This is a genomic window from Pseudomonas sp. NFACC02 (assembly GCF_900110765.1).
Lineage (GTDB): Bacteria > Pseudomonadota > Gammaproteobacteria > Pseudomonadales > Pseudomonadaceae > Aquipseudomonas.
The window spans coordinates 86,281-98,603 of the sequence record NZ_FOEO01000016.1 but is presented as its reverse complement, the minus strand read 5'-3'; the positions used below and the strand labels follow the sequence as shown (position 1 = coordinate 98,603).

Genomic DNA, 12,323 nt, shown 5'->3' with positions numbered 1-12,323 from the left:
ACGTTGGAAAAATCGCGGGCGCGGAGGATAGCACAAATTTTGATCAAGTCCGACTACGCCAGTCGGTTTTTAGCCGAGTCACTTTGCAGGAACCGGCCCGCCGTTACTGTCAGTTCTGACAGTTTCGAACGTTAGAAGACAGGTGTACGTTGGGCATGACTTGACAGGGGAACGTGACATGCCAACCTCCGTTCATACCCATACCCCCTCCCTGAAAGTGACCGATTGCCGTGGCCTTACCGTACGGAATGTAAATTTTCATCGGGCGATAATCGGTGAACAGGTGGAGGCGAGAATAGAAAGCCAGACCTTCGATGTCGCAGGGCATTTGGCTACGCGTCGTGACCCACGCCTTTTTACCGCTTTTCAGGGCGATCCGTCGGCGCCAGCCAATATCACCAATGTCTTCAGCCTGTCCTCAGCGTTACTGTTTCAGAGCAGCGTGGACGCGGGCTGGAAAGCACGTCTCTCCGGCAGTGCAGGCAATGACCTGGACACCTGGGATGCTCGGGGAACCTATCGCAGGCTGGAATATGATTCGCTGCTTCGGCCCTCAGCGGCTTATGAGCAAATGGCTGACCGTCAGGTTCGAGCCTGCGAACGGCTCTCTTACATCGCCCCCTCCGAGGCAGCTTCAGCGCTTAATCTCTGCGGTGTGCTTCACCGCTGCGATGATGGGGCAGGCAGCCACTTCATTGATGCCTGTAATATTCTAGGGGTACCAAAACAACAGCGACGACGTTTCCTGAAGAGCCTGGAACTGCCTGATTGGCCCGATGACACCGAGCAACGCGATGCCCTGCTGGGGCCTGATGAAGGCTCGAAAAATACAGATTCAATGGGCCCAACGGGCGACCTCCTCGCACAAACGGACGCAAGCGGAAATCGACGTTCTTTCGCCTACGATACCGCCGGACTGTTGTCGCGGGTCGAGTTGACGCTGGCCTCGACATCAACACCGCGGGTTCTGCTACACAGCCTCTCGTACGACGCATTTGGAAACCTTGAGTCCCAGACAGCAGGCAACAACGTCACCAGCCACGCACGTTTCTCCATGATCGATTGCCGTTTGCAGGAGTTGATCACCTGCAGATCCGCAACCACGCCTTTACAGCACCTTGTTTATGGTTACGACCCCGCAGGGAACATCGTGAATGTCCTGGATCAGGCTCAGCCAGCTCGCCACTTCAAAAATCAGCAAATCCAGGCACTCAACAGCTATGAACACGACAGCTTGTATCAACTGGTCAAAGCGACGGGGCGTGAGTCGTCAACTGCAGCGATTCAACCGGGGCTGCCTACCCCCATCTCGTTGCTCACCGACACGAGCCAGCTTCTGAATTACACGCAGCACTATCGATATGATGAAGCAGGAAACATGCTTGAGCTCAGGCATGAAGGCCAGCAGGCATACACCCGTAGAATGTGGATCTCACCGTTCAGTAATCGAGCGCTGGCATGGGAGGACGACAGCGCCCCGCCCGACGCTGATAACCTGTTCGATGCCTGCGGCAACCTTCAAAAACTGACACAGCAATCACTTCAATGGGACGGCCTGAATCAACTGACTCAAATGGACGTGCTGACTCGCAACGATGGGAATAACGACAGCGAATCCTATTTTTACGACAGCGACGGACAACGGTTGCGCAAAATTGCAATGTCATCCGCAAAGTCAATCGTGCATACCCGTGAAGTACGCTACTTGCCTGGTCTGGAAATAAGAATGGATACCGCCAACGGCGAACATCTGGAAGTCATCACCGTCCAGGCAGGACGCAACTTGGTGCGCTGCATGCATTGGGTCTGCGGCAAACCCGAACAGATCCTCAATGATCAACTGCGTTACAGCGTGGACGACCATTTGGGATCATGCACGCTGGAACTGGATAACGAAGCCCGACTGATCAGTTATGAAGGCTACTATCCGTTTGGAGTGACCGCCTGGTGGGCTACGCGATCAGTCGTCGAAGCGTCCTACAAAACCGTTCGCTACTCAGGCAAAGAGAGAGACGGTGGCGGGCTTTATTACTATGGATTACGGTATTACGCCCCTTGGCTAGCTCGTTGGATAAACCCGGATCCCCTGGGGATGGCTGATGGGTCCAACCTGTATCAGATGGTCAATAACAACCCGGTGAACAGAGTCGATGTGCAGGGCGGACACAGCATGGAATTCGGCGTTTACGATATATTTCTTTTCTTGGGTATAGCGATGGGTATAGGCGTTCTAATTTATGCTCTTCATGAAATACAAAGGGCATATTCCCTTCGCCAAGACCCCCGGCTAGACCTCTACAGAAAACTCAAACTGAAATACGACATTCAGCTGGATGAATTTCTAAGCCTTGATGAGTTCGTGGTAAACCATTACAAGAACTCACAACTTGTACTGCACGAAGATGAGGCGACACAACAGCCTTCAGTGTTTGTCTTAAGCAGTGCTAAACAACTGTCCTTTTTCAACCAACATAAATCTCTTCATGGCTTTTTAACCAGTCAATTCGCCCGTAACACGCCGCACTTCGACTTTAAAAGGGCCACACTTTTACCCCAGAGTCACGCATCCCCTCGCGCCCCTGGGACGCTGACGGCGTTTCGGACAAATGAATCACTTTGGGCCCCCTCAACGGGAAGCTCACCCGTAAAAAGAAATAAAAAACACCGGGCAAGTGCCGCTCCTGCGAAATCGGACGAACCCTCTGTTCAGAACATGAGTGCGCTGGCGGGCAAAATACCCCTCCAGCGCGTTTCCGAGGAAGATGTGGAAGCCTATTTCAATACCTCCGACTTTCTCAAACAGGAACCAAAGTATGAAGGCCTGCGGGGTGCCGTTCGGGCCGCCATCGAGAATGTCGAGCGAGGTAGAGGCAATCTACATAAAGTGACCAAAAATACATATTCCGTGGATTTACCCGGTCTCGGAGGCCAGACCGGACGCGGCGCCTGGCGTTTGTTGCTCAAGCGGAAAGAAAATGGCTTTGCGCCACACTCCATTGTAGACACCCACTGATCGAGACGTCGGACCTAACGCTTTTCTTGACCGTTCATGTTTTCTGCGATTAACCGCCAAAGTGACGTTGCCTGACAGCTTGGCGACGACACGCGAAATCATGTCGTAAACAAGAAGAGTACAGCTCATGAGTAAAGCCACACCGGTCCGCACCCTGGCCTTGATCGCCTTGGGAGCCGTGACACTGGGAACAGAAGCCTCAGACGCCGCAATAACGACGTTCAAACATCCGGGCATATTGCTGGACAGCGACCGGCTGGACTTCGTCAGGGAAGCGGTCAGAGAACAACGCTCGCCCTGGCACCAAGCCTACAACGCCATGATGAGCGACCCGCTTGCAGCACGTGACTATCGACCCACGCCGTGGACGACCGTCGAGTGCGGGCCGTTTTCGAACCCCGACAAAGGCTGCAAGGACGAGGTGCGCGACGCACAGGCGGCTTACACCCAAGCCTTGGCATGGTCTTACAGCGGTGATCAGCGCTATGCCGAGAACGCCATCACCATTATGAACGCCTGGGCCTCGACCATGAAGGACGGGCATCGCAACTCCAACGCGCCCTTGCAGGCGTCTTGGTCTGCACAGCTGTGGACTCGCGCCGCGGAAATCATTCGCCATCGTGGCGAGGTTTGGGCTGCAAGCGATATCGAGCAATTTTCCCTCATGCTGCGCACCCAGTACCTGCCGGACATACAGCGCGGTGAAGCGCCGCGCATTGGAGTCTGTCATTACGGCAACTGGCAGGCCAGCGGCATTGAAGCGCAGCTCAATATCGCAGTGTTTCTGGATGACCGCGCACTTTTTGACAAGGCCATTTCACAGTGGCGCAAGCGTTTACCGGCGTTCGTATATCAAGAGGCCGATGGCCCGCTGCCTGTGATACCGCCTGATTGCGCCAAGACCGATGAGCAGCTGATTGCGTACTGGGAAGGCCAAAAGACATTTGTCGACGGCCATGCACAGGAAACCTGTCGCGACCTTGAGCACACCGCTTACGGCTTGGCAGCGTTCATCAATGTCGCGGAAACGGCGTATTTGCAGGGGCTGGATTTGTACGGTGAACAATCGAAGCGATTGCGCGACGGCATGGAGTTTCATGCCGCCGCCAGGAATCAGGCCACCACGCCTGGCTGGCTATGCGGCGGCAAGCTGATTGGAGACCTGAACGGAACGTTCGAGGTGGCCTACAACCATTACGTTAACCGGAGGAGCTTTGAACTGCCCGAAACCCGGCGCTGGCTGCTCCAGCGGCGTCCGGCCAAAGGCTACTTTCATTACCTCTGGGAAACGCTGACCCACGCTGACACGGGCGCGTGAGTCAGCCTGCTATTCGTCGTCATCGAAGTTATAACTGCCCGGCGCGAGGTTCTCGAAGCGGGTGTACTTACCGATAAACGCCAGACGAACAAAACCGATCGGGCCGTTACGCTGCTTGCCGATGATGATTTCGGCGATGCCCTTGTGCTCGGTTTCCGGGTGATACACCTCGTCCCGGTACACAAACATGATGACGTCGGCGTCCTGCTCGATCGCTCCGGATTCCCGCAAGTCGGAGTTGACCGGACGTTTGTTGGGGCGCTGTTCCAGGGAGCGGTTGAGCTGCGACAACGCGACCACAGGGCAGTTGAATTCCTTGGCCAGCGCTTTCAGGGATCGGGAAATCTCGGAAATTTCGTTGGTCCGGTTGTCACCGCTAGACCCCGGAATCTGCATCAACTGCAGGTAGTCGATCATGATCAGGCCGATCTCGCCGTGCTCACGTACCAAACGGCGGGTACGCGCGCGCATTTCCGAAGGACTGATGCCGGCCGTGTCATCAATGAACAGCTTGCGGTCGTTGAGCAGGTTCACCGCCGAGGTCAGACGCGGCCAGTCATCATCGTCCAGTTGACCGGAGCGGACCTTGGTCTGGTCGATACGGCCGAGCGACGACAACATACGCATGATCAGCGATTCCCCTGGCATCTCCAGCGAGAACACCAACACCGCCTTTTCGCTGCGCAGGACCGCGTTCTCCACCAGGTTCATCGCAAAGGTGGTCTTACCCATCGAGGGACGACCTGCGACGATGATCAGGTCAGCGGGTTGCAGGCCGCTGGTTTTTTCATCCAGGTCGGTATAACCGGTGGACAGACCGGTGATCCCCTCGCCGAGATTGAACAGCGTGTCGATGCGGTCGATGGCCTTGGTCAGCAGGTCGTTGACGCCCACCGGCCCACCGGTTTTCGGCCGCGCTTCCGCGATCTGGAAGATTTGCCGTTCGGCTTCGTCGAGAATCTCTTCGGCGGTTCGCCCTTCAGGATTGAACGCGCTGTCGGCGATTTCGTTACTGATGCCGATCAACTGCCGCAGAGTCGCGCGCTGACGCACGATCTGGGCGTACGCCTTGATGTTGGCGACCGACGGGATGTTTTTCGCCAGCTCCGACAAATAGCCCAGGCCGCCCACCTGAGAGGTCTGACCTTCCTTGTCCAGTTGCTCGGACAGGGTGACCACGTCAATGGGCAGGTTCTGATCAGCCAGCTTGGCGATGGCGCGGAAAATCAGACGATGGTCATGACGATAGAAATCACCGTCCGAAACCTGATCCAGCACGCGTTCCCAGGCGTTGTTGTCCAGCATCAGACCACCGAGCACGGCCTGTTCGGCCTCGATGGAATGCGGCGGCACCTTCAGGGCAGCGGTCTGCAGGTCGTATTGCTCGGGAGCGGAAATATCGTTCATGGCCACACGGAATAAGGGGTTTGAAACAGGATACTCAGAAATGACAAAGGGCACGACCTGATAAACAGGAACGCGCCCCTTGCTGACCCACCGACGAGCGAATCGTCAATCGGTCGGACTCCAGCGCCGAAACGCCGGAATCGAGCAGCTTAAGCAGCCACCACAACTACGCGAACGGTAGCTTCAACGTCGCTGTGCAAGTGCACGGCAACGTCGTATTCGCCAACGTTACGGATGGTGCCGTTCGGCAGACGAACTTCAGCTTTGGCCACTTCAACGCCAGAGGCGGTCAGTGCGTCAGCGATGTCGTGAGTACCGATCGAACCAAACAGCTTGCCTTCGTCACCAGCGGTGGCAGTGATAGTCACTTCCAGCTCAGCCAGTTGAGCAGCACGAGTTTCAGCAGAAGCTTTCTTCTCGGCAGCGGCTTTTTCCAGCTCGGCGCGACGCTCTTCAAACGCAGCCAGGTTGGCAGCGGTTGCAGCGGTGGCTTTGCCGAAAGGCAGCAGGTAGTTACGGCCGTAACCAGCCTTAACGTTTACTTTGTCGCCCAGGTTGCCCAGGTTGGCGATTTTTTCCAGCAGGATGAGTTCCATTTGGTAATAACCTCTTAACTTTAACCTTCACCGTTCGCAGAACCGTTATCGGCATCTTTCGACGCCAGACGGCCGCGAAAATCAATCAGGCTGTCGACAATGGCAAACACCACCAGCAACGGATAAATCAGCTGCATGAACAGCAACAACGTGACGTACAACCCCACCAGCCAGAACCGTGTCAGGCGCTTTGCAGCCACCAGACCGTGAATCAAGGCCAGCCCCGCGAACATGAGCGGTACGCTGCACAACGGTGTCAACATCGCCAGTTGCGGACCGAAATTCGGCGCAACCAACATGCACACCAGCAGCACCAGCATCGGTGCCCGCGGGAGTCTCAAGCTGCGAAATTCGCGCCCGAAACCACCCGGGTTATACAAGAGCGCCTGCCAGTACCGCCCAAGAATCAGGCAGACCACGCTGACGATCTGCAACACCGCTGCGATCAGGCCGTTGAGGACCGGCGTAATCAATGCTCCCAGACGCGCTCGCTCTTCTACCGACATCTGTTGGTAGACATCACCGAAGACGTGTGGAAGGAGTTTCTGCAACTCCCCCGCCATGGCTTCGATGGGCTCGCGGAAAACCGCCCCCAGAATCACCGAATACAACAATCCAGCCGCTACGCTGACCAGCAGCACGCGGACCCAGGACTCGCTGGCACGCAACAAAGCCGCCAACCCCCATGACCCCAGCAACACCATCAGCGTGCGAGGATCACCGAAATACCACCAGACCAAAGCCGGCAGCAGAGCCCAGGCGAGTACGCTCGAAGCGTCGCTCAACCCGCGTCGCAGGAGCACAAGGCACCCTGCGGCAGCACTCAACCAGAACAACAGCGGCAACGCCGCACATCCCACCACTACGAGAGTGGCCTGCACGCGGCCGCGCATGATGAATTCAGCCATGGCGCGCATGCGATTTATCCCTTACTGCGTTTTTGTCGACTGAACCTGGTCTCAGCGGCCGTGGCTGTCGGTGTAGGCCAGCAGGGCCAGGAAGCGGGCGCGCTTGATAGCGGTAGCCAGCTGACGCTGATAACGAGCTTTGGTACCGGTAATGCGGCTAGGAACGATCTTGCCGGTTTCGGATACGTAGGCTTTCAGGGTGTTGAGATCCTTGTAATCGATCTCCTTCACATTTTCAGCTGTGAAGCGGCAGAATTTACGACGACGGAAGAAACGTGCCATGTAATAGGCTCCTCAAAAGGTCCGTGGATTACTCGTCAGCGTTATCGCTGTTGTCGCTGTCATCACTGTCAACGCCTTCGGCGTCGGAGTGCTCAGGACGGTCGCGACGCTCACGGCGCTCACTGCGGTTCTCTTCAGCCTTGAGCATTTCGGACTGGCCGGTAACGGCTTCGTCGCGACGGATGACAAGGTTACGGATCACGGCATCGTTGTAACGGAAGTTGTCTTCCAGCTCGGCCAGGGCCTTGCCGGTGCACTCAACGTTCAGCATCACGTAGTGAGCCTTGTGAACATTGTTGATTGCGTAGGCCAGTTGACGACGGCCCCAATCTTCCAGACGGTGGATCTTGCCGCCGTCTTCTTCGATCAGCTTGGTGTAACGCTCAACCATGCCGCCGACTTGCTCGCTCTGGTCCGGGTGAACCAGAAAGATGATTTCGTAATGACGCATGAATGCTCCTTACGGGTTGTAGCCTGCCGCCAAAACGGTCAGACAAGGAGTGAATAACACTGGTTTAGCTTGCACAGGACAGGCACATGAGCGCCTGCCATGACAGCAAGGGGCGCAATTGTAGAGAAGGGCCAGAGACGGCGCAAGGAAATTGGTGATTATTTGAGCAAGGCAGCGTCAAGCTGTAAGCGGCAAGCGACAAGCCGATCGCGGACGGTTTCAGCTTGTCGCTTGTCGCTTGAGGCTCCTACTTTCGCGAAGCGGCTGCTTTCACACTGCGCTGGCGCATCGCTTCGAACAGGCACACACCTGTCGCCACCGAAACGTTGAGACTACTGACGCTACCCGCCATCGGCAGGCGGACCAGGTAATCGCAATGTTCACGGGTCAGGCGACGCATGCCTTTGCCTTCCGCCCCCATGATCATGATGGTCGGCCCGGTCAAATCCTGCTGATACAACTCTTGCTCCGCCTCTCCAGCAGTGCCCACCACCCACAGGCCACGCTGCTGGAGTTTTTCCAGCGTGCGTGCAAGGTTGGTCACCGCTACCAGCGGGATCACTTCGGCAGCGCCGCACGCCACCTTCCGAACGGTCGGGGTAAGCGTCGCGGATTTATCCTTGGGTACGATCACCGCCAGCGCACCCGCAGCATCGGCGGTGCGCAGGCAAGCGCCGAGGTTATGCGGATCCGTCACGCCGTCGAGCACCAGAATCAAAGGTGCGCCTTCGGTGCGGTCGAGCAACTCGTCGAGCATCGCTTCGCCCCAGACCTGACTCGGGCTGACATCCGCCACCACGCCTTGATGCACGCCCTCAACCCAGGCATCCATTTCACGACGCTCGGCCTGACCGACCGATACGCGATTCTGCGCAGCCAGGTCGATCAGCACCTGAACGCGCGGATCGCTACGCCCTTCCGCCAGCCAGATCTGCTTGACCCGTTTCGGGTGGTGCCGCAACAACGCCTCTACGGCGTGAACGCCGTAGATTTTTTCCAACGAACTCATGACTTCGCCTTAGGTTTACGCACCCCGCCGCTCTTCGCAGCTGGAGCCGAGCCCGACTTAGACGGGCCCTTACGGTGTTTGCTCGGTTTCCCGGAAGCCGTTGCAGGCGCCGAATCACTCCTGGCCGACTTTCCCGACGTCGCCTTGCTACCGCCCTTCGCTTCCGCCAACAAGGCTTTCTTCATCTCGCGGCTTTTGCGGACTTCAGCGTTTTTGGCGGCCGCGTCGCTTGGGCGATACGCCTCGACGACAGGCTCTTTCGACGCACTGCGACGGCTTGGGCGTGCAGTCGACGCTTTTTCCTTCTCTTTCTCTTTTTCCACCGGAGCAGGCTCGGCGGCCCGGCGCTTGCGGCCAATCGGCGCGCTGGTGGTTTTTTCAGACATTTCGAAGTCAATCTTGCGCTCGTCCAGATCGACGCGCATGACCCGCACTTCCACCGTGTCGCCCAGACGGAAACTGCGCCCGGTACGTTCACCTGCCAACCGGTGATGAACCGGATCGAAGTGATAGTAATCGCCCGGCAGCGCGGTGACGTGAACCAGACCTTCGACGTAAATATCCGTCAGCTCGACGAACAGGCCAAAACCGGTCACGGCCGTAATCACGCCAGGGAACGACTCGCCCACGCGGTCTTTCATGAATTCGCACTTGAGCCAGTTCGTCACATCGCGAGTGGCCTCGTCGGCACGGCGCTCGCTCATCGAACACTGTTCGCCCAACTGTTCCAGCACGGCCTCGTCGTACGGATAAATACGCGCCTTCGGAATCGACGCAGCGCCAGCCCGGCGAACGTGCGGCGTTTCCTGCTTGGAGCGGATCACGCTACGAATGGCGCGATGGGTCAGCAAATCCGGGTAGCGGCGAATCGGCGAGGTGAAGTGCGTATACGCCTCGTAATTCAGTCCGAAGTGCCCGTTGTTGTCGGAGCTGTAAACGGCCTGGCTCAGAGAACGCAGCATGACGGTCTGGATCAGGTGGTAATCCGGACGGTCCTTGATGGTTTCCAGCAGCGCCTGATAGTCCTTCGGCGTCGGGCCGTCTTTACCCTTGTGCAGAGACAGGCCAAGTTCGCCGAGGAACGCGCGCAGCTTTTCCAGACGCTCCGGCGGCGGGCCGTCGTGAACGCGATACAGCGCAGGAATCTCGTGCTTCTTGAGGAATTCGGCGGTGGCCACGTTGGCAGCCAGCATGCACTCTTCGATCAATTTGTGAGCATCGTTGCGCGTCGTCGGGCGGATTTCTGCAATCTTGCGCTCGGAGCCGAAGATGATCCGGGTTTCCTGGGTTTCGAAATCAATCGCACCGCGCACATGACGCGCCCCCAGCAACACCTTGTACAGCGCGTAGAGTTGCTTGAGGTGGGGAACCACGTCACCGTATTCGCCGCGAAGCTGCTTGGCTTCTGCGGATTTCGGATGTTCCAGAATCGAGCTGACCTTGTTGTAGGTCAAACGGGCGTGAGAGTGGATGACGGCTTCGTAGAACACGTAGTCGGTCATCTCGCCGGTCTTGGAGATGGTCATCTCGCAAACCATCGCCAGACGGTCGACCAACGGGTTCAGCGAGCACAGGCCATTGGACAACTGCTCAGGCAGCATCGGCACGACACGCTCAGGGAAATACACCGAGTTGCCGCGCACCTGCGACTCGGCATCCAGCGCCGAACCGATCTTCACGTAGCTGGAGACGTCGGCAATGGCCACGTACAACTTCCAGCCACCGGAGAACAGGCGCAGCTTGCCGGGCTTGGCCTCGCAATACACCGCGTCGTCAAAGTCGCGCGCGTCTTCGCCGTCGATCGTGACGAACGGCAGATGGCGCAGGTCGACGCGATGCTCCTTGTCTTTCTCTTCCACTTCCGGCTTGAGCTTGGCGGCTTCCTTGAGCACTGCTTCAGGCCAGACGTGAGGGATATCGTAAGTGCGCAGCGCGACGTCGATCTCCATGCCCGGCGCCATGTAGTTGCCGACGACTTCGATCACATCGCCCTGGGGCTGGAAGCGCGGCGTTGGCCAGTGGGTGATCTTCACCTCGACGAACTGGCCAATCTTCGCGTTGGCGTTACGACCCGGTGTCACCAGCACTTCCTGCTGGATCTTGGGATTGTCCGGCACCACGAAGCCGATGCCGCTTTCTTCGAAATAGCGACCGACAACCGATTCATGAGCACGGGAGACGACTTCGACGATGACGCCTTCACGACGACCGCGACGGTCCAGGCCGGAAACACGCGCCAGTGCGCGGTCGCCATCGAACACCAGACGCATCTGCGCAGGACTCATGAACAAGTCATCCGAACCGTCGTCCGGCACCAGGAAGCCAAAACCGTCGCGATGGCCGCTGATGCGCCCCAGGATCAGGTCGAGCTTATCCACAGGTGCGTACGTGCCACGACGGGTATAGATCAGCTGCGCATCACGCTCCATCGCGCGCAAGCGGCGACGAAGGGCTTCGATCTGATCTTCGGTCGTCAGACCGAACTCTTCCACCAACTCCTCGCGAGCCGCGGGCGAGCCACGGTCGGAGAGATGCGCCAGAATCAGCTCACGGCTGGGGATGGGGTTTTCATATTTTTCCGCTTCACGAGCGGCCTCGGGATCGAGGGACTGCCAATCGGCCATTAGATTCAGTTCACCTTATCTGTATGCAATTAGTTTGGCATATACCAGATTGAAACGCGAAGACAGCGTTTGCTGTCGCTTTTCGCTATTTCAAAAAAAATTTCTCAACAGGGGGTTTACAGCCTCCAAACTCATCCGTAAGATGCGCCCCACAACGACGGCAGCGCCACGTTGTAGTTGAAATCAAACGGCTTTTTGAAAAATTAACCGAATGAAATCAACGCATTGCCCAGATGGTGAAATTGGTAGACACGCCAGCTTCAGGTGCTGGTGACCTTACGGTCGTGGAAGTTCGAGTCTTCTTCTGGGCACCAATTCAACGAAACCGAGCCAAGTGCTCGGTTTTGTGTTTTCCGGGATTTGAAAACCAATCGATCCACAAAACAGATCTGAGCGTAGATCACTTCCTTCTCCCTATCGAACTCCTGCTGCGTCTGCCTCCTGCCGAAGATTTCTCAGCCCGCTCACAAAATCGCAAATTTGTGTTGCATTGAAATGAAAAATCTAATTAAATCAGCGCCATGCCCAGGTGGTGAAATTGGTAGACACGCCAGCTTCAGGTGCTGGTGACCTTACGGTCGTGGAAGTTCGAGTCTTCTCCTGGGCACCAAACAAAACAAAACCGAGCCAAGTGCTCGGTTTTGTGCTTTCTGGGGGTTTGAAATTCTCCGAGCCCCAGCACGCCTCACCTATAGGAGTGAGCGTGCCCGCGATA

General features: G+C 57.1%; 9 protein-coding genes and 2 tRNA genes. 4 read left to right on the top strand and 7 right to left on the bottom strand.

Going from position 1 to position 12,323, the window contains the following annotated elements:
* Positions 1-178: 178 nt before the first annotated feature.
* Both BMY73_RS15210 and BMY73_RS15205 read left to right on the top strand, forming a co-directional pair.
* Positions 179-3,013, top strand: a complete 2,835-nt coding sequence (locus BMY73_RS15210; protein WP_092408101.1) for an RHS repeat domain-containing protein — start codon at positions 179-181, stop codon at positions 3,011-3,013.
* 127 nt (positions 3,014-3,140) lie between these two features.
* Positions 3,141-4,331 carry an alginate lyase family protein gene (locus BMY73_RS15205; RefSeq protein ID WP_092408099.1) on the top strand — a complete coding sequence of 397 codons (1,191 nt, stop codon included), beginning with the start codon at positions 3,141-3,143 and terminating at the stop codon, positions 4,329-4,331.
* A 9-nt stretch (positions 4,332-4,340) separates the two neighbouring features.
* On the opposite strand, the gene dnaB is transcribed toward BMY73_RS15205, so the two are convergent.
* From dnaB to rnr, 7 genes are all read right to left on the bottom strand, one after another.
* Entirely contained in the window at positions 4,341-5,738 is a 1,398-nt protein-coding gene (dnaB, locus tag BMY73_RS15200) for a replicative DNA helicase (protein ID WP_062379013.1), read from the bottom strand.
* Positions 5,739-5,887: 149 nt separating this feature from the next.
* Positions 5,888-6,334: a 50S ribosomal protein L9 gene (gene rplI, locus BMY73_RS15195; protein WP_062379016.1), complete on the bottom strand. Its 447-nt coding sequence runs from the start codon at positions 6,332-6,334 to the stop codon at positions 5,888-5,890.
* A 20-nt stretch (positions 6,335-6,354) separates the two neighbouring features.
* A complete protein-coding gene (locus BMY73_RS15190) occupies positions 6,355-7,251 on the bottom strand; it encodes a YybS family protein (RefSeq protein ID WP_062379018.1) in 897 nt (298 codons plus the stop codon).
* A 42-nt stretch (positions 7,252-7,293) separates the two neighbouring features.
* Positions 7,294-7,524, bottom strand: coding sequence for a 30S ribosomal protein S18 (gene rpsR, locus BMY73_RS15185; protein ID WP_037015707.1), 231 nt, complete (start codon positions 7,522-7,524; stop codon positions 7,294-7,296).
* A gap of 28 nt (positions 7,525-7,552) precedes the next feature.
* Complete coding sequence (gene rpsF, locus BMY73_RS15180) at positions 7,553-7,975, bottom strand: 30S ribosomal protein S6 (protein WP_062379020.1); 423 nt, start codon at positions 7,973-7,975, stop codon at positions 7,553-7,555.
* A gap of 247 nt (positions 7,976-8,222) precedes the next feature.
* Positions 8,223-8,984, bottom strand: a complete 762-nt coding sequence (rlmB, locus tag BMY73_RS15175; protein WP_092408098.1) for a 23S rRNA (guanosine(2251)-2'-O)-methyltransferase RlmB — start codon at positions 8,982-8,984, stop codon at positions 8,223-8,225.
* On the bottom strand, positions 8,981-11,608 hold the full coding sequence (gene rnr / locus BMY73_RS15170; RefSeq protein ID WP_092408096.1) for a ribonuclease R: 2,628 nt from the start codon (positions 11,606-11,608) through the stop codon (positions 8,981-8,983). The genes rlmB and rnr overlap by 4 nt, the downstream gene beginning before the upstream one ends.
* Before the next feature lie 227 nt (positions 11,609-11,835).
* On the opposite strand from rnr, the gene BMY73_RS15165 reads away from it, so the two are divergent.
* Together BMY73_RS15165 and BMY73_RS15160 are read left to right on the top strand one after the other, a co-directional pair.
* Positions 11,836-11,922 (top strand) — tRNA-Leu (locus tag BMY73_RS15165).
* A gap of 209 nt (positions 11,923-12,131) precedes the next feature.
* Positions 12,132-12,218 (top strand) — tRNA-Leu (locus BMY73_RS15160).
* The last annotated feature ends 105 nt before the right edge of the window (positions 12,219-12,323 follow it).

What these genes read in the sequence shown, in the direction of transcription:
- BMY73_RS15210 (WP_092408101.1), top strand. Translation starts at nt 179, where the DNA reads ATGCCAACCTCCGTTCATACCCATACCCCCTCCCTGAAAGTGACCGAT.
- BMY73_RS15205 (WP_092408099.1), top strand. Translation starts at nt 3,141, where the DNA reads ATGAGTAAAGCCACACCGGTCCGCACCCTGGCCTTGATCGCCTTGGGA.
- dnaB (WP_062379013.1), bottom strand. Translation starts at nt 5,738, where the DNA reads ATGAACGATATTTCCGCTCCCGAGCAATACGACCTGCAGACCGCTGCC.
- rplI (WP_062379016.1), bottom strand. Translation starts at nt 6,334, where the DNA reads ATGGAACTCATCCTGCTGGAAAAAATCGCCAACCTGGGCAACCTGGGC.
- BMY73_RS15190 (WP_062379018.1), bottom strand. Translation starts at nt 7,251, where the DNA reads ATGCGCGCCATGGCTGAATTCATCATGCGCGGCCGCGTGCAGGCCACT.
- rpsR (WP_037015707.1), bottom strand. Translation starts at nt 7,524, where the DNA reads ATGGCACGTTTCTTCCGTCGTCGTAAATTCTGCCGCTTCACAGCTGAA.
- rpsF (WP_062379020.1), bottom strand. Translation starts at nt 7,975, where the DNA reads ATGCGTCATTACGAAATCATCTTTCTGGTTCACCCGGACCAGAGCGAG.
- rlmB (WP_092408098.1), bottom strand. Translation starts at nt 8,984, where the DNA reads ATGAGTTCGTTGGAAAAAATCTACGGCGTTCACGCCGTAGAGGCGTTG.
- rnr (WP_092408096.1), bottom strand. Translation starts at nt 11,608, where the DNA reads ATGGCCGATTGGCAGTCCCTCGATCCCGAGGCCGCTCGTGAAGCGGAA.